Source organism: Aeromonas sp. 61P (assembly GCF_051919545.1).
Taxonomy (GTDB): domain Bacteria; phylum Pseudomonadota; class Gammaproteobacteria; order Enterobacterales; family Aeromonadaceae; genus Aeromonas; species Aeromonas veronii.
Map to the genome: position 1 here is coordinate 1,407,864 of NZ_JBQBEL010000001.1, position 17,130 is coordinate 1,424,993.

A 17,130-nucleotide genomic window follows, 5' to 3' on the forward strand; every position below is an offset into this window, starting at 1 on the left:
CGCGACTGCCGACCGGCAGGCGCGCTTTTTCTTTTACGGGGAGCCGTGAGAAAAATGAGAGGAAAATGAAAAGCCGTCCCGGTTGGGGGACGGCTTTTGGCTGGCTTAGCGCTTGCGCAGCAGTCGTAAGGCGTTGGCGGTGACCAGCGCGGTGGCGCCGGTATCGGCTAGCACCGCGATCCACAGGCCGGTGATGCCGAGCAGACTGGTGACCAGGAAGATGGCCTTCAGCCCCAGTGCCAGCGCTATATTCTGGTGAATATTGGCCAGCGCCGAGCGGGAGAGGCGGATCATCGCGGCGATACCGCCGAGCTGGTTGTGAGTCAGCGCCGCATCAGCGGTCTCCAGCGCCACATCGGTGCCACCACCCATGGCGATGCCGATGCTGGCCCGCTTCATGGCGGGGGCATCGTTGATGCCATCGCCGATCATCGCGACTTTCTGCGAGCTGGCGAGCTTGGCGATTTCATCGACCTTGCCCTCCGGCAACAGGCCGGCGCGCCAGCCCATCCCCAGTTCACCGGCGATGGCCTCGGCGGCGCGGGGGTTGTCCCCGGTCAGCATGATGCTCTGCAGGCCGAGCCGGTTGAGCTCTTGCAGCGCCTCTGCCGCTTCCGGCCGGATCTGATCTCGCAGGGCCAGCAGGGCCACCGGCAGAGCCTGTTCGCTGCTGCTCTGGCAGAGCACGACCACCGTCTTGCCCTGCTTCTCCAGCATGGCAATCTGGGCCTGTTGATCTTTGCTCAGCGTAGCTATCCGGCTCGGTGCCAGCAGTTGCCACAGCTCGCCGTTGATGCGCCCTTCAACACCCATGCCCGGCAGGGCGCGCAAGTCGCGAGCCTCCGCCAGCGTCAGCCCCTGTTCAGTCGCGTTGGCGACCACGGCGCGGGCCAGCGGGTGGTGGGAGCCCTGCTCGATGGCAGCCGCCAGTGCCAGCAACTCGGTCTCCGGTTGGCCATTGAGGCTCACCAGCTCGGTCAGTTGCGGCTTGCCCAGGGTCAGGGTGCCGGTCTTGTCAAAGGCGACGGTGTCGATATGGGCCAGTCGCTCCAGCGCAGCACCACCCTTGATCAGTGCCCCCTGACGAGTGGCCGCGGCCAGCGCCGAGGTAACCGCTGCCGGGGTGGAGATGACCAGCGCGCAGGGGCAGCCGATGAGCAGCAGCGCCAGCCCGCGATAGATCCACTCGTCCCAGCTCTGGCCGAAGGCAAGGGGCGGTACCAGCACCACCAGCAGGGCAACCAGCATCATGGCCGGGGTGTACCAGCGGCTGAAGCGGTCGATAAAGCGCTCGATGGGGGCACGCTGGCTTTCGGCCTCCTCGATGAGGTGCAGAATGCGGTCGATGGCGTTGTTGCCGGGTTCGGACACCACCTCAAGGCGCAGCACCCGATCGGCAGCCAGACTACCGGCTGGCACCTTGTCCCCCTGGCGACGTTCCACCGGAATGGATTACCGGTCAGGGCGCTCTCGTCAAACGCACCGAGGGCGTCGAGCAGACGAGCATCGGCAGGCAAGCGGGCACCCGGAGCGATTTCGATAATGTCGCCGGGACGCAGCTCATCGGCAGCGACCTCTTCCCGCACCTCGCCCTCGGCAGTGGTACGGATGCGCAGCGCCTTGTCAGGCACCAGCGCCATCAGGGCGGTCACTCCGGCACGGGCGCGTCCGGCGGCGTAGGCCTCCAGATGTTCCCCCAGCATAAAGAGCAGCAGCACCATGGCCGCTTCGGCGGTTTCGCCGAGGAACAGGGCCCCCACGGCGGCCACCGTCATCAGGGTCTCGATGGCGAAGGGGGAGCCGCTTTTGGTCAGCGCCCACGCCTTGCGGGAGATAGGCCACAGCCCCCAGAGGGTCGCCAGGGTAAAGAGCGGCTGACCGAACTCTTTCGGCAGCAGGGCGGCGACCAGCATCAGGCCGGCCAGTGACAGGGGCTGCCAATATTTGCCCAAAAAGTTACCGAATAGATTGCCTTGCAGGGGCTGTTGTGAAGCTTGCTTGCGGCCAGTTGCCTGCTTGTCAGCGCTTTCCCCCTTGAGCTGGAAACCGGCGGCCAGCACTGCGGCGGTGACGGGATCGGGGGAGAGGCCGGGGGCCAGATCCACTACCAGCTTCTCGGTGGCAAACAACACGCGTGCCTGCTGGACTCCGTTGACGCGGCTGACGGCGGTCTCGATCTTGCGGGCGCAGCTGGGGCAATCCATCCCCAATACCTGCCAGCTGTGGCGGCTGTTGCCTTGCGCAGGCGCAACCAGCGGGTCGGCAGGGGGCATATCGTGCTCATGCTCATGCTCATGCTCATGCTCATGTTTATGATCGTGAGCTGGCGATAAGGGGGCGCTGCAGCACGCTTTATCGTGACAGCCCCCTCGGGGAGGCTCTTCATCCCCGGGGGATTCATTGCCGTCACGGGATGCGTGCTCATGAGGCGTCGGGCTTGAACAGCAACTGACGGGCGTGGTGTTGTCGCAGCAGTGGCTATCGTGGTGATGCTCACTCTGGCCGGGGGTCGCCTTGCTGACGGCCTTGATGGGGGCGGCGTGCTGATGATTGCAGCAGGATTTGCTCATGATGAGTCCCTCTTGATGGATCCCGCCCCTGCGAGATCCCTGATTACCGAGAAGGAGTCTAAACCTTGGTGTTAAGTCCAAGGTCAACCCCTTTATATCCCTTGTCTTCGCGGGTGTTTGTCTGGTCTCGCCGCCCCTATACTGATCACCCGGATTTTTACTACACCAATAAAGGACATAACACATGAGCAACTCAGTCACTCTGCAAGGCAACCCGGTTTCCGTCGCTGGTCACTTCCCGGTCGCCGGTGAGCAAGCCAAGCCCTTCTCCCTGGTGGCCAAGGATCTCTCCGACGTGACCCTGGCAAGCTTTGCCGGTCAGCGCAAAATCCTGAACATCTTCCCGAGCGTCGATACCCCGACCTGCGCGACCTCTGTGCGCAAGTTCAACGAGCAGGCCAGCGCGCTGGAGAACACTGTCGTGCTGTGCATCTCCGCCGATCTGCCGTTCGCCCAGTCCCGCTTCTGCGGCGCCGAAGGTCTGGACAAGGTAGTGACCCTCTCCACCCTGCGCGGTGCGGCCTTCATGGAAGATTACGGCGTGGCCTTCTCTTCTGGTCCGCTGGTCGGTCTGACCGCTCGCGCCATCGTGGTGCTGGATGGTGACAACAAGGTGCTGCACAGCGAGCTGGTCGCCGAAGTGGCCGACGAGCCGAACTACGCTGCGGCGCTGGCCGCGCTGTAAGGCTGCAATCCATAAAAAATCCCGCTTCGGCGGGATTTTTTATGTGGGAATTGTCCGTTCAGGGCGTAGCGGGCGGGGTGGTTGCCGGTTCAACCTTGGCGGCTGGGGAGGGTTGCCACTCCACATAGGGGCGGTGGATCTTCTCGTAAATCTCGGCCAGTTTGCCGGTGGCGGCCAGCTGAGCAATGGCTTGGCGGAGAAATTCGTCCATCTCATCACCTGCTGCCCCTTTCTGGATGATGAAGACATCCTCGAAATCCCCGAAAAATTCTCGCCTGATATTGGTCAGCCCCAGCTGCTTGAGCATCAGGTCGGCCTCCTCTTGTGCCCAGACAAAGGCGTCGATACGGCCTCGTGAGAGCTTGCGCAGTGACTGCTCGATACTCATCGAGCGCTGCACCGGAAAGGGCATATAGTCGGGAACGGCCTCGATCAGCAGATCCCGTTTGGTGGGCACTATGCCGTAGGCCATATCCGTGGTGACCGGATAGGCGGTATTGCTGTAAATCACATGGGCAACCTTGCCAAAGCTGCGGGTACTGAAGCGATAAGCCAGCATATCGATATCCTTGAGGTTGCGGATGGCGGGCAGCCCCAGGTCAGCCTTGCCGGAGATCACCCCAGCCATGGCACGGGCGATGGGGTAGATGGTGATCTTGATGGTTACATCGGGGTAGAGGTCATCGATGGCGTGTACCAGATCGACAAAGGGGCCTGTCTTGTCGGCATTGATCAGCCCCGGCAGCTCGCCAAGGTGGGCATTGAGGATGCGCACAGGTTTAGACGGCTCGGGGGCAGCGTTGTTCTCCGGAGTCTGCGACAGGCCGAGAGTCGCGCTGCCGAGCAGGGTGACCACGAGCAGCAGAAGGGGGATATGTCTGGTCATGGCGTGTCTCTCTTGGTGATGGGTCAGCTAAAGTGTAGTCAGCCCGTCGCCAGCGCCCCCGGCCAAGCCATCATGGATAGGGTTTTACTTCTCGGCCCCCGCTCACTAGACTTCGCCTCCCACTTCTTTGTTGACGTAGCGCCATGACCTTTAGTGAACTTGCCCTCCATCCCGCTCTGCTTGCCTCTTTGCCCGCCACCTTGCAGACGCCGACCCGCATCCAGCAGCTGGCCATTCCGGCTGCGCTGGCGGTGCAGGATCTGCTGGCGCTGGCCCAGACCGGCAGCGGCAAGACGCTGGCGTTTGGCTTGCCGCTGCTGCAACGGCTGGATCCTTCCTCCAGTCAGGTGCAGGGTCTGGTGCTTGTGCCAACCCGCGAGCTGGCGACTCAGGTCACTGCCGCGCTTGAAGAGGGCGCCGAGGCGCTGGGGCTGCGTATCGTGACGCTGTGTGGGGGCGTTGCGCAGGAGCGGCAACAGGCCGAACTGGCGCAGGGGCCACAGCTGCTGGTCGCCACGCCGGGGCGGTTGCGGGATCTGCTGACCCAACAGTTGCTGGGGCTGGATGGTTTGCAACTCTTGGTGCTGGATGAGGCGGATCGCCTGCTGGAGATGGGCTTTGCACCCGACATCAAGGCGCTGCTCGGCTTTATTCCGGCGGATCGCCAAACCCTGCTCTTCTCCGCCACCTTGCCTGCCGAGCTGGAGGCGCTGGCCAACGGCCTGCTGCGCGAGCCCACCCGTATCGAGGCCAACCCCCTCAACAGCGTGGTGAACGAGATCGAAGAGCGGCTCTATCTGGTCAACAAGAGCAGCAAGGTCCCGGCGCTCATCAGCTTGCTCAAGGAGCAGGCGTGGCCGCAGGTGCTGGTCTTTATCAGTGCGCGGGATGATGCCGACGGGGTGGCCAGAAAGCTGGCCAAGGCGGGCATTGCGGTGGCCGCCCTCCATGGCGAGAAGGAGCAGGCGGTGCGCGAGCAGGCGCTCGGCGATTTCAAAGAGGGCAAAATTCGGGTGCTGGTGGCCACCGACCTGATGGCGCGTGGCATCCATGTGGAGGCGCTGCCGGTGGTGATCAATCTGGATCTGCCCGCCAGTGCCCCCGTCTATGTACACCGCATCGGTCGTACCGCCCGGGCTGGCCGCGAGGGGCTGGCCATCTCGCTGGTTTGTCATGGCGAGAGTGACATGCTGCAAGCCATTCGCACCCTGACCGGCCGCGAGCTGCCGTTGGGCGATCTGGCGGGATTCCCGGTCACTGACCAGCCTGCCAGCGGGGAGGGCAAGCGCCCCCCTCGTGACAAGCAGGCCAATCGCCGTACTCAGGCCAAACGCAGCGTCAAGCAGTTCAAGGGCAAGCGCTGACCTCAGGGTTTGCCTTGCTCCCGCGCGAAGAAGTCACGACGCCACTGGCTCAATACCTCCTCCTTGTGCTGTTGCCACAGCGCAGGATCCATCTGCTGTTGGCTGATCGCCAGTTGCTGCTCCAGCTCGGCCAGCTCTCGCTGGTAGCGGCTGCGTTGATCGAGCTGCTGCTGGCGCGCCTCGGCAAACGCCAGCGTGGCTTCGACTTTCTCTGCGGGCAGGAAGTGATGGGCCAGGGTGGCCAGCTCCTCATCTCCCCACAGCTGACGGGCTTGCTGCAGGCGGGCATCCGGGTTGAACAGATCCACCGCCAGATCCGGATGATCCGCCGCCCACCGATCCTGCAAATGGGTGAGGGTGTCCAGCCGCTCGGCCAGCGGTAACTGCTCGCTCTCCTGCGCCAACTGATCCAGCGCCAGGGCATAGCGCCCCTGTAACCGGATCAGGCTCTCCCCCTCGCTCAGCCACCCGGCCTCTGTTGCTTCCAGATTGCTCACGCGCTGCGCCAGCGGCAACTCGCTGTCGCTGATCTCGCTGGCAAGCTGGTTGATCAGTTCATCCGGCATCGCCTGCCAGCTGCTGCGCACTTCTTTGCTTTTGCCATCCATCCCCTCAGCGTTTGGCATGCGGGGAGGCGGGCTCCCCGGTTCTGCTGGCAACTGCATATCGGCCGGAGAGGGCGTCGTCGACCGTTCTGGCGATATCGGGGACTGCTCTTCCTGCCAGCCCAGATTCACCAGCAAAAGGGTCAGGATAGCCAGTGCCAGTATCCCGTAACGGCGAGTCATCGGCTGATCTCTCCCTTGACCGGGAAGTGGTCTGAGAGGTTGCTGGCGGGCCAGAGGCTGCCATCGCTGCTGCGCGGGATCCAGACCGTGTTGAGGTTGTGGCTGGCGCTGCCGTATTCCCGGCTTACTACCAGATAGTCCAGATACTCGACGTTGGCGCCACCGGAGAGTGGGCCACCGGCATAGGGGTTGATCCTGGGATCGAAGGTGGCTTCGGTGTAGCCGCCATAGGCGGGTTCATGGGCGTTCAGATTGGCCAGCATGTTGGCGTAGTCATCGGCAAACTTGCGCTTGTTGACGTTGAAGTCGCCGCCGTAGATGACGGTGTCCGTGGTCGGGATCTTGAGGCTGGCTGCCAGAGAGCGGATCTGACCGAACTGGATCTGGCGCAGCTTGCGCGCCTCGTCGGTGTCGAAGCTGGCGGTGTGGGTGGCGAACAGGTGCCACGCCTTGCCCCCCTTGATCACCTCGGCGTACATCACCCCCTTGTCGGCGAAGCAGTCGGTACCGGTGCATTGGGGATAGACCAGCTGGGCCTCCCGCACGATGGGATAGCGGCTGACGATCACCACGCCGCCGTCATGAATGTTGACCCCGGGCTTGTCGAGCACCTTGGTCTGGTAGGGGTACTCTTTCGCCAGCGCCTGTAAAAAGCCCTCGGCGGCCATCGAATACCTCTTGCAGCAGCAGGGCGTCATAACCCTTGAGATAATCAGGCAGCAAGGTCAACCGCTCGCCGATGCTGGAGGCGATCACAGGCAGCGCCCAGACGTTGTAGCTGGCCACCTTGAGCCTATTTTCTGCCGGTTCCGGTTGCTCCCGTTTTTGGGGGGGGGGCGTGATCATATAGTGCAGATCGTCGTAGCGGCCGGTGAACTTGGCGGCAAAGGCCAGCTCTTGTGGCCCCGCAACGCGGTGGATCACCCGATCGTTTTGCCAGCCGGATGCGCCGGTCGGCGTTTCGCCACCGTGCTGCAAGGTGGTGTTCCACCAGGTTCCCTCCATCAGCTGGTTGAGCCGATAGACGTCGCCACCCGCTGTGCTCACGCGGGTTTCGAACAGATAGCTCTTGCCCGCTTTTACCCCCTCATAGCGATTGAAGCTGAGTACCATGGCGCTCTCCCACGGGCCCAGCTCGGTGCGGTGCTGGCTCCACTGACTGCCGGGTTGCAGTTGGCCGCTGCCGCTTTGGCGGATGTCGATCTGGAGCGGTTCAGGACTGTTGTTGGTGAGGTAGACATCGGTATCGGCCAGTGCCAGTTGCGGGAACTGGCTGACCAGCAGCAGGGCGGCATAACTGAGGGTTTTCTGCATCACAGGATCCTTTTGGTTGCAGGGCAATGGAAAGTGACTGTTATGGCGAATGCAGAGGTCAGTTTGTTTACATTTTGGTTACAAGTAAATGAATTGGTTTTGTTTGGAGCTTTTTGGCGGAGTAAAGCGAGCGAGGCAGCACGCTTAAAGAGAGAGGGAAGAGCGAGGGAAGGCGCCCGTGTCAGGCGCCTTCAGGAGTTAGCGGTGGGCCAGCGGGTAGGTGAAGAGCGCCAGATGGGCGAAGTTGAAGGCGAAGTGGATCAGGATGGCCACGGAGAGTCGCCCGCTGAGCTGGAATGCCAGGCCGTAGCAGCAGCCTGCCAGGGTCGCAAACAGCACCAGCAGTGGGCCACCGGGCAAGTGGATGGCTCCGAACAGTAGCGCGGCCACGACGATGCCAATCCAGGGGCGGTAACGCTCGGTCAGCCCCTGCTGGATCGCGCCGCGAAACAGCGCCTCTTCCGCCACACAGGTGAACAGCAGATTGTTGAGTGCAAACAGCCACCACCAGTGGGGCAGACCCACTTCCGGTTTCAGTGCCCCCAACTGCCAGGCGATGACCAGCAGGGCACCCAGCGGCAGCAGCAACAGGGCCAGCGGGCGCCAGCGGATTGCGCCCCCCTTGCCCAGCAGCATCGGGCAGGCCAGCAGCAAGCCAAAGAGCAGCAGCGGCTTGTCGAGGTTCAGATACATGTTGAACGGCACGCTGGCGGGGCCTGCCAGCGCCTGATCCAGCACCTTGAGATTGTTGAAGCCGGGGATGAGGTGCAGGGTCAGCGCAATCGCCCAGAGGATCAGCACCACTCTGGCCGCCATCGCCCAGCGGGCGGGGAGGGTTGGCGTACGCCACGCCAGCAGTAATCCTGCGACCGAGACCAGCAGGGCGGGTAGCGTCATTCGGTCAAGCCACAGTGCCAGCAGCAGGGAGAGTCCCAGCAGGGCCAAGGCGGGAAGACGCTGGCGGAAGAGGGCAAGCAGCACGGCCAGCGCCAGCGCGCCCCAGATAAATGAGTCGGGAAGGGGTAGCATTGGATCTCCTTGATCGAGGCAGGCGGCAACCTTAACAAGTGGGCGTCAGCAGGACAACCGCGCAGGAGGTGGTCGGATCCCTTCTCTATACTCATCAACAGGGTAAAGGGAGAGCAGCTGATGAAGCACTGTCTGTGGTTGTTGTGTTGTTGGTGTGTCTGGCTGCAGGCCGCACCCTTGCTGCTGGTGACCGGTGAGTTCACCCCTTATACCGGCAAGGCACTGTCTGACGGCGGCGAGAGCACCCGGCTGGTGACGACCCTGCTGCAAGAGGCCGGGTATCGAGAGCTCCAGGTCGACTACCTGCCCTGGCCCCGCGGCTATCAGTTGACCCGTAATGGGTTGGTCGCGGCCACCTTCCCCTACGCCTGGACTGCCGAGCGGGCCAAGCTCTTCCACTACAGTGCTCCCATTCATATAGATCGCCTCTCCTGGTTCACCTATCGGGGGAGCGAGGCCATTCAGGCTGGCCGCTGGCAAGGGTTGCGTGTCTGTATTCCGCTGGGGTGGAGTACCAGCCATGCCGACGGGGTAATCAAGCGTTTCGGGCTGGATCTGCAGCGCCCCAAGACCTTGGCACAGTGTCTGCAACTGCTGGATCGCAAACGGATCGATCTGCTGCCGATGAACGAGACGGTGACCCGGGATGCCAGCCGCCAACTGTTTGGCGATCCCTGCCATCTGCAGGCATTGCCCCACTTTCGCCAGAGCGACACTTTTTATCTGATCATTTCAAGGCAGTACCCGGAGGCCGCCAGCCTGCTTGAGCGCTTCAATCATGCCTTGGCTGCCGCCCGTGCCGATGGTCGCTATGACCAACTGGTCTCCCGAGCCGGAAAGGGGATCGATTGCCGTTGAGAGTGCACGGCCGGAAAACAAAAAGCCGGAGCAGTGGCTCCGGCTTTCTATTTGCCTTCAGGGACGCTTAGCGGCCTGATTCTGCGATCACGCGGGCGATGATATCGGCGCGCTTGCTGGCTTCCAGTTCGCCCAGGGCGATCAGGCCAGCCTTGAAGATGACGTTCTTCGGCAGGCTGACGTCGTCCAGCGTGGCGATCGCTTCAACGTGCATGCCGTTCAGACGGCTGGCATCGCGCGGGCTCAGGTTGACCTGAGTGTTCATCACCTGCTTGCCTTTCTTCTTGGCAGGTGCAGCCGCTTTCTTGGTGGATTCCTGTTCTTCGTCTTCCGGCAGTTCGTCATCAAAATCGTAAATAGACATAGTCAATCCTGTTGAGTTAGGCAAAAGGGCACGTTTGCCCGACATAGTAATCCGACATTGGGTTAATCAGCCCATATCCTCGTTACGGATAAAGGCGCGCCAGGAGCCGAGCACCTGGGCAAAATCTTCCAGCCCGCACATGGCCAGCTGTTCATCATCGTAGTAGGCGAGATCGTCAAGATCCTCACCCAGCTCGATATTGAGGGCGTTGGCTTTCACCTCCGCCTCTTCATGGGTCAGCAGCAGGGAGTAGTCACCGCCGTTGAGCCGGTATTCGACTCGGGTGCGGTTGGAGAGCTGATCAATGATGGAGAAGAGCTCGTCGAGCTTCTCCTCATCCTTGCCAACCTCGTCGATCAGCCACTGACCGATGGCTTCATGGCCCATGGAGAACCGGGCGCGATAGCCACCAAACGGGTCGCGGCGAAATTCATAATCCATAGCACAGTCCAGATCGGAGGGATGGGCCATCACGGGCAGGCGGGTGCAAGCACGCAATTCCTGCTCCATGGCGGGGCACACATCGGGTAAAGTGGCCTATTCTAGCGATCCCCCTCTCGCTTGTCTTGATGATGTGGCATCTTTGCGCCCATGTGCCCTGAATCGGCCCATAGTGGCGCTCTCAGATCAGTTCCTTGTCCGGAGATGTTATGCAGCTAAACGATAACCTTGCCCGCCAGATCGTCGCACGGGCGATGAAGATCCTGTCGTTCTCGGTCAACGTGATGGACGAACACGGCCTCATCATTGCGTCCGGCAATCCGGAGCGGATCCATCAGCGCCACGAAGGGGCCGTGCTGGCATTGACCGAAAACCGGGTGGTGGAGATCAGCGAAGCGACAGCCCTGCAGCTCAAAGGGGTGCGGCCCGGCATCAATTTGCCCATCTCCTATCAGGGGGAGCTGATCGGGGTGATCGGCATTTCCGGCGATCCGGACATCGTTCGTGCTTACGCCGAGCTGGTGCGAATGACGGCAGAACTGATCCTGGAGCAGGCGGCGCTTACCGAGCAGTTGCAGTGGGACAAGCGCCACAAGGAGGAGCTAGTGTTGCAGCTCATTCGTGGTGAGGGACGAGTCGATCAATTGCAGCAGGCGGCCCGTTTTCTCGGGCTGGAGTTGGCCCAGCCTCGGGTGGTGGCCGTGCTGGCGCTGGAGGAGGCCGATCCGGCGCGTCTGCGAGAGCTGGTTCATCAGCTGGAAAATCCGGAGCGGGACAATCTGGTCGCCATCAACGGGCTCGACGAGATAGTGGTGCTCAAACCGGCACAATTGAGTTATGGCGTCTGGCAATCGGCGCAGGAGCGCAGCCGGATCAAGCAGTTGCTGGCCCGCATTCCCCACTTCAAGGTGCATATCGCGGTGGGCGATTACTTCGCCGGGATCGACGGGCTGGCGCGCTCTTACCAGACGGCGCGAGATACCCTGCGCCGTGGCATGCGGCAGGCGCCGCGCAAACAGGTCTACTTCTTTGAGGATTACCGTTTGCCGGTGCTGCTCGGCAGTCTGGCGGACTCCTGGCAGGCGGATCAGCTGCGCACTCCGCTGCAGAAACTGGCCCGGGAAGATGGCAAGGGGGCGCTGCAGAAGACCCTGCGCCACTATTTCTTGCAGGATTGTGATCTGCATCGCTGTGCCGAAGCCCTGTTCATTCACCCTAATACCCTGCGCTATCGGCTGGGGCGGATAGAGCAGATAACCGGGTTGAATTTCAACAAGTTAGACGACAAGTTTTTGCTCTATCTCGGCCTTAATCTCGACTTGTGATTGTGAATTTAGACAAAAAAATACATTTATATGATGTGATTTTTGGCTATTCAGCCAAAGCATTCTGATTGCAGATCTCCATAATGGCGGCCACTCACTCCCATTGAAGGTGTCCGTCATGATCCCGGTTACAGCCCTTGGCGCCATCGCGGCGCTCTCCATCGCCATCATCCTCATTTTGAAGAAGGTGCCGCCCGCTTACGGCATGATCGTGGGTGCCCTGGCCGGTGGCCTGATTGGCGGTGCCGATCTGACCCAGACCGTCGCCCTGATGATCGGCGGTGCCCAGGGGATCACCACTGCGGTGATGCGGATCCTGGCGGCCGGTGTACTGGCGGGCGTGCTGATCGAATCGGGTGCGGCCACCACTATCGCCGAGACTATCGTCAAGAAGCTGGGTGAAACCCGCGCCCTGCTGGCACTGGCGCTGGCAACCCTGATCCTGACCGCGGTCGGCGTGTTCGTTGACGTGGCCGTTATCACGGTCGCCCCCATCGCGCTGGCCATTGCCCGCCGTGCCGACCTCTCCAAGGCGGCCATCCTGCTGGCTATGATCGGCGGAGGCAAGGCGGGTAACGTCATGTCCCCCAACCCCAACGCTATTGCCGCGGCTGATGCCTTCCATCTGCCCCTCACCTCAGTGATGGCGGCGGGCATCATCCCGGGTCTGTTCGGTCTGGTGATGGCCTACTGGTTGGCCAAGCGGCTGAACAACAAGGGCAGCAAGGTTGCTGCCGACGAGGTGGTGAGCTTTGCCGGTGCCAAGTTGCCGGGCTTTGCCGCCGCCATCAGCGCGCCTCTGGTCGCCATCCTGCTGCTGGCCCTGCGGCCGGTCGCCGGTATCGTGGTGGATCCGCTGATTGCACTGCCCCTCGGTGGTCTGGTCGGCGCCCTGATGATGGGTAAATTCAACAAGGTGAACCAGTTTGCGGTCTCCGGCCTCGCTCGTATGGCGCCGGTCGCCATCATGCTGCTGGGTACCGGTACCCTGGCTGGCATCATCGCCAACTCCGGCCTGAAAGATGTGCTGATCAGCGGCCTGACCGCCTCCGGTCTGCCTTCTTACCTGCTGGCGCCCATCTCCGGTGCCCTGATGTCGCTGGCGACTGCCTCGACCACCGCCGGTACCGTGGTGGCCTCCAACGTATTCAGCTCCACCCTGATTGAACTTGGCATCAGCAGTCTGGCCGGAGCGGCGATGATCCATGCCGGTGCCACCGTATTTGACCACATGCCCCACGGCTCTTTTTTCCATGCCACCGGTGGCAGCGTCCACATGGGGGTAGGTGAGCGCCTGAAACTTATCCCTTACGAAACTGCAGTCGGTCTGACCATTGCAGCTGTCTCTACCCTGATGTTTGGCGTGTTTGGCCTCGCCTAAGGAATTGATATGAAAATTGTTATTGCCCCCGATTCATTCAAGGAGAGCCTGAGCGCCATGGCGGTGGCTGATGCCATCGAGGCTGGTTTCAAACAGGTGTTGCCAAGCGCCACCTACGTCAAATTGCCGATGGCCGATGGCGGCGAGGGCACGGTGCAGTCGCTGGTCGATGCCACCGGTGGCCGCATTCTGCCGGTCGAAGTGACCGCGCCACTTGGCAACAAGGTACAGGGTTTTGTCGGCCTGCTGGGTGATGGCCAGCGCGCCGTTATCGAGATGGCCGCCGCCTCCGGTATCCATCTGGTCGCTCCCGAGCAGCGCAATCCGCTGCTCACCTCCAGCTTCGGTACCGGTGAGCTGATCCTGGCTGCGCTGGAGATGGGGGTGAAACATCTGATCCTCGGTATCGGCGGCAGCGCCACCAATGACGGCGGTGCCGGCATGATCCAGGCGCTCGGCGGCAAGCTGCTCAAAGCGGATGGTGCGCCTATTGCTCTGGGTGGCGCAGGTCTCAGTGAGCTCGCGACCATCGATCTGAGCAGTCTGGATCCGCGTCTGAGCGATCTGGTTATCGAGGTAGCGTGCGATGTGAACAACCCGCTCTGCGGCCCGAAAGGCGCCTCTGCGGTGTTTGGCCCGCAAAAGGGGGCGACCCCCGAGATGGTGGCGCAGCTCGATGCCAACCTTTCCCGTTATGCCGACTGCATTGAGCAGGCCCTTGGCAAGCAGGTGAAGGATATTCCGGGGGCGGGTGCTGCCGGTGGCATGGGGGCCGCGCTGGTCGGTCTGCTAGGTGCCGAACTCAAGCCAGGCATTCAGATCGTCATCGAAGCGCTGAAACTGGCCGAGGAAGTGGCCGATGCGGATCTGGTCATCACCGGCGAAGGTCGTATCGACAGCCAGACCATCCATGGCAAGACGCCAATCGGTGTCGCACGTTGCGCCAAGCAGTTCGGCAAGCCGGTGATCGGTATCTCCGGTTGCCTGACCGACGATTGCGGTGTGGTACATGATCACGGGCTGGACGCGGTATTCGCCGTGGTCAACCGCGCCATGTCTCTGCCGGAGGCGCTGGAGAGCGCCAGCACCAATATTCAACTCACCGCGCGCAACGTAGCAGCGCTCTATCGGTTGCCCCGCTGATATTTGGGTCGATGCCTGTTATTCGGGCATCGACCATCCCTTGCCCTATGCAGGTCTTTCTCAACTCATGAGAAATCCGGTTGCCCTTAGCACTTTTCGCCGACCCATCCAGGTCGGCTTTTTTATGCCTGCTCTTCGGTGAGGGGTCTGACGCTCAGCACCGGGGCGGCATCAATTTCGTCTGCATTCATCATGGATGAGATGCGTTGCAGGGAGGAGAGCAGCAGGGTCTGTTCCCACGCTTCCAGCGCCTGAAAACGCTGGATGAAGCGCTCTTGCAGCGGGGTCGGGGCCTGGGCCAGCAGGGCGCGACCTGCGTCAGTCAGTGTCGCGTGAACCTTGCGCTTGTCGGTATTGCTGCGAACGCGCTGCACCAGTTGGCGGCTCTCCAATCGGTCCATGATGGTGGTGGCGGTGGCCTGGCTCATGTTGGTGTGATCGGCCAGCTGGCGCATGGAGATCTGTCCCAGCTCATCGATCCCTTTGAGCAGCAAGAGTTGCGGGGAGGTGAGCCCGGCTTCTTTGATCAAGCGCCTGGAGTGCATGTCGATGGCACGAATAATCTGGCGCAGGGCGACCAGCACTTCATCATGTTTTTCCATGGGGTGTGCGTCATTGGAGGGCTATGGAGAGGGGCAAAATTTTCCGCCTAATTCGTCACAAGGTCAATATGGTTTTTGCTGTAATAATTTCTGCTCTAACTAATTTTGTGTTAGGTTGACGGGCATTTCACGGAATTCACCCTGACATTTGAGGAGCGAAATGATGAATGACGAGCTGGATATCAAGTCTCTGGTGGCCGAGTTACGTGTGGTCAGAGTGCGCTATGAACTGCCGGATACCTCGGCTTTCGTGCGCTATCAGCCTGCCTATGATGAAGACCCCAACAACCTCAAGGTACACCACTATGATGGTGAGTTACCCCTCTCTTGCAGTGAGACAGGTACTTTCAACCTAAAGGAGTTGGTGAATGAATTACGCTACGCCTATGTGCTGGTGCACCTCTTTCCTGACGAAAGTGCCATGAACTTCTATCTGACCGGCCTCGATACCGGCCTGGCCCAGCTGGAGTTCATCGGCGGCTCTTACGACTTCAACCGGCTCTGGATCACCAGCGGTGTCTCCAATCTGGGTGTCCCCATGGCCATCTTCCTTGGCAAGCGTCACGCCGTGAACGGCCAGCCCTCGGTTTCGCTGGTAGATCACCGCGAACAGGCGGCTGGCAAACTGGTCTATCGCGCCATCGGCGGTGCCGGTGATCATGTGGGCGAAGACTTTTTCAACAACGACTAAGGAGGCTGGATGCGAGCAAGCAAAGGGCTATTGAAAGGCCTCAACCCCACCATGGCCATGACGGCCCTCACCGTGATCACCCTGTTTTTGCTGTTTGGCGTATTTGTTCCCGATACCGCGGCCGCCTGGTTTGTCGGTGCCAAGGATCAGATTATTGCCGGGTTCAAGTGGTACTACATTCTGGTGGTCGCCCTGTTCCTGTTCTTCGCTGTCTACCTGATGTTCAGCCGTTTTGGCAGCATCCGGCTGGGTGACGACGACCAGGTACCGGAGTTCGGCTACTTCGCCTGGTTCTCCATGCTCTTTAGCGCTGGCATGGGGATCGGTCTGGTGTTCTGGAGCATCGCCGAGCCGATGAACCATCTGCAGGGCAATCCGTTCATTACCGAAGGGATGACCCCGGAAGCGGCCCAGATCGCCATGCGCCTCACCTTTTTCCATTGGGGCCTGCACCCTTGGGCCATCTATGTGATCGTTGGCCTGTCGCTGGCCTTTTTCAGTTATCGTCGCAAGTTGCCGCTGGCGATCCGCTCCGTGCTTTACCCCATCCTCGGTGAGCGGATTTACGGTTTCTGGGGCCATGCGGCCGATGTGCTGGCGGTGTTCGGCACCGTCTTCGGAGTGGCGACTTCCCTTGGACTGGGTGTCTCCCAGATGAATACCGGCCTCAACCAGATGTTCGGTATGGACGTATCGCAGTCCAACCAGCTCTGGCTGATTGGTGGCATCAGCCTGATCGCCACCCTGTCGGCGGTTTCCGGGGTCGGGCGCGGAGTGAAGATCCTCTCCGAGCTCAATATCTGGCTGAGTGTCTTCGTGCTCGCGCTCTTTCTGGTGCTGGGGCCGACCACCTATATCCTCAACGCCTATGTACAGAATATCGGTGATTACCTGCAGAACATCGTCAAACTGAGCTTCTGGACCAACACCGAGGCCAACGGCACCTCGACCTGGCAGTCGAGCTGGACGGCGTTTTACTGGGGCTGGTGGATTGCCTGGGCGCCGTTTGTCGGCATGTTTATCGCCCGCATCTCCAAGGGGCGCACCATTCGCGAGTTTGTGCTCGGCGTACTGCTGGTGCCCTCGCTGCTCGGCATGTTCTGGCTCACCGTGTTTGGCGGTACGGCGATGAATCTGGAGCTGTTTGGTGGTGGCGGTGTGGTGGCAGCGGTCAATCAGGATGTGACGCTGGCGCTCTACAAGACGGTCGAGCTGCTGCACTGGGATACCTTCGGCTGGATCGCCAAGGCTGTGCTGACCCTGCTCATCTGCACCTACTTCATCACCTCCAGTGACTCGGGCACGCTGGTCATCACCACCCTGCTCTCCATCGGTGATCAGGAGCCGCCGGTGCTGCACCGCGCCGTATGGGGTCTGGGGCAGGGATTGGTTGCCGCCATCCTGTTGGTTTCCGGCGGCCTGGCGGCCTTGCAGGCGGCCAGCATCATAGCCGCGCTGCCCTTCTCGGTGATCATGTTGGCGATGTGCTATTCGCTGATGCTGGGGCTCAAGCAGGAGAGCCAGCGCCAGTTCGAGTATCGTCAGAACCTCAAGCGCCACGATGGCTCATCCCATATGAGCCTGATGGAGCGAATTGGTCCGGCATAACGGCACCAGCAGGGGTTGGCGCCCCCTCACATATCAATCTGGATGCAAAACGGCCGCCCTGGCGATGTTCTCCTTGCGGAG

General features: G+C 61.3%; 14 protein-coding genes and 2 pseudogenes. 8 read left to right on the forward strand and 8 right to left on the reverse strand.

What is annotated here, in order from left to right; genetic code table 11:
- Positions 1–105: 105 nt before the first annotated feature.
- Positions 106–2,570 (reverse strand): annotated as a pseudogene (locus ACTG2O_RS06895) (zinc/cadmium/mercury/lead-transporting ATPase).
- A 184-nt stretch (positions 2,571–2,754) separates the two neighbouring features.
- Here ACTG2O_RS06895 and tpx point away from each other — a divergent pair.
- Positions 2,755–3,255, forward strand: a complete 501-nt coding sequence (gene tpx, locus ACTG2O_RS06900; RefSeq protein WP_151286196.1) for a thiol peroxidase — start codon at positions 2,755–2,757, stop codon at positions 3,253–3,255.
- Positions 3,256–3,313: 58 nt separating this feature from the next.
- Here tpx and ACTG2O_RS06905 read toward each other — a convergent pair whose 3' ends face one another.
- A complete protein-coding gene (locus ACTG2O_RS06905; RefSeq protein WP_439975509.1) occupies positions 3,314–4,141 on the reverse strand; it encodes an ABC transporter substrate-binding protein in 828 nt (275 codons plus the stop codon).
- Positions 4,142–4,284: 143 nt separating this feature from the next.
- On the opposite strand from ACTG2O_RS06905, the gene ACTG2O_RS06910 reads away from it, so the two are divergent.
- Entirely contained in the window at positions 4,285–5,505 is a 1,221-nt protein-coding gene (locus ACTG2O_RS06910; protein ID WP_439975510.1) for a DEAD/DEAH box helicase, read from the forward strand.
- 2 nt (positions 5,506–5,507) lie between these two features.
- Here ACTG2O_RS06910 and ACTG2O_RS06915 read toward each other — a convergent pair whose 3' ends face one another.
- The 3 genes and pseudogenes from ACTG2O_RS06915 to ACTG2O_RS06925 all read right to left on the reverse strand — a co-directional run bounded on the left by ACTG2O_RS06915 (position 5,508) and on the right by ACTG2O_RS06925 (position 8,636).
- Positions 5,508–6,293 carry a hypothetical protein gene (locus tag ACTG2O_RS06915; protein WP_439975511.1) on the reverse strand — a complete coding sequence of 262 codons (786 nt, stop codon included), beginning with the start codon at positions 6,291–6,293 and terminating at the stop codon, positions 5,508–5,510.
- A pseudogene (locus tag ACTG2O_RS06920) lies at positions 6,290–7,607 on the reverse strand (sphingomyelin phosphodiesterase). Before ACTG2O_RS06920 ends, ACTG2O_RS06915 begins: the two are co-directional and overlap by 4 nt.
- A gap of 198 nt (positions 7,608–7,805) precedes the next feature.
- Positions 7,806–8,636 (reverse strand): lysostaphin resistance A-like protein, encoded by an 831-nt coding sequence (locus tag ACTG2O_RS06925; RefSeq protein WP_439975512.1) that lies wholly within the window; start codon positions 8,634–8,636, stop codon positions 7,806–7,808.
- Positions 8,637–8,756: 120 nt separating this feature from the next.
- Between ACTG2O_RS06925 and ACTG2O_RS06930 the strand changes: the two genes are divergently transcribed.
- On the forward strand, positions 8,757–9,494 hold the full coding sequence (locus tag ACTG2O_RS06930) for a substrate-binding periplasmic protein (protein ID WP_439975513.1): 738 nt from the start codon (positions 8,757–8,759) through the stop codon (positions 9,492–9,494).
- A gap of 67 nt (positions 9,495–9,561) precedes the next feature.
- On the opposite strand, the gene ACTG2O_RS06935 is transcribed toward ACTG2O_RS06930, so the two are convergent.
- Both ACTG2O_RS06935 and ACTG2O_RS06940 read right to left on the reverse strand, forming a co-directional pair.
- Positions 9,562–9,858 (reverse strand): hypothetical protein, encoded by a 297-nt coding sequence (locus tag ACTG2O_RS06935; RefSeq protein WP_005340323.1) that lies wholly within the window; start codon positions 9,856–9,858, stop codon positions 9,562–9,564.
- A 66-nt stretch (positions 9,859–9,924) separates the two neighbouring features.
- On the reverse strand, positions 9,925–10,299 hold the full coding sequence (locus ACTG2O_RS06940) for a YacL family protein (RefSeq protein WP_031227767.1): 375 nt from the start codon (positions 10,297–10,299) through the stop codon (positions 9,925–9,927).
- 209 nt (positions 10,300–10,508) lie between these two features.
- Here ACTG2O_RS06940 and ACTG2O_RS06945 point away from each other — a divergent pair, with 209 nt between their 5' ends.
- From ACTG2O_RS06945 to ACTG2O_RS06955, 3 genes are all read left to right on the forward strand, one after another.
- On the forward strand, positions 10,509–11,624 hold the full coding sequence (locus ACTG2O_RS06945; protein ID WP_439975514.1) for a sugar diacid recognition domain-containing protein: 1,116 nt from the start codon (positions 10,509–10,511) through the stop codon (positions 11,622–11,624).
- 118 nt (positions 11,625–11,742) lie between these two features.
- A complete protein-coding gene (locus tag ACTG2O_RS06950) occupies positions 11,743–13,005 on the forward strand; it encodes a GntP family permease (RefSeq protein ID WP_439975515.1) in 1,263 nt (420 codons plus the stop codon).
- Positions 13,006–13,014: 9 nt separating this feature from the next.
- On the forward strand, positions 13,015–14,148 hold the full coding sequence (locus ACTG2O_RS06955; protein WP_439975516.1) for a glycerate kinase: 1,134 nt from the start codon (positions 13,015–13,017) through the stop codon (positions 14,146–14,148).
- 122 nt (positions 14,149–14,270) lie between these two features.
- On the opposite strand, the gene ACTG2O_RS06960 is transcribed toward ACTG2O_RS06955, so the two are convergent.
- Positions 14,271–14,750, reverse strand: coding sequence for a MarR family winged helix-turn-helix transcriptional regulator (locus ACTG2O_RS06960; RefSeq protein WP_013723454.1), 480 nt, complete (start codon positions 14,748–14,750; stop codon positions 14,271–14,273).
- 163 nt (positions 14,751–14,913) lie between these two features.
- On the opposite strand from ACTG2O_RS06960, the gene ACTG2O_RS06965 reads away from it, so the two are divergent.
- Together ACTG2O_RS06965 and ACTG2O_RS06970 are read left to right on the forward strand one after the other, a co-directional pair.
- Entirely contained in the window at positions 14,914–15,441 is a 528-nt protein-coding gene (locus ACTG2O_RS06965) for a hypothetical protein (RefSeq protein WP_069526903.1), read from the forward strand.
- A 9-nt stretch (positions 15,442–15,450) separates the two neighbouring features.
- The gene (locus ACTG2O_RS06970; protein ID WP_019445742.1) at positions 15,451–17,049 is read left to right on the forward strand and encodes a BCCT family transporter; all 1,599 of its coding nucleotides are present in this window, start codon (positions 15,451–15,453) and stop codon (positions 17,047–17,049) included.
- The last annotated feature ends 81 nt before the right edge of the window (positions 17,050–17,130 follow it).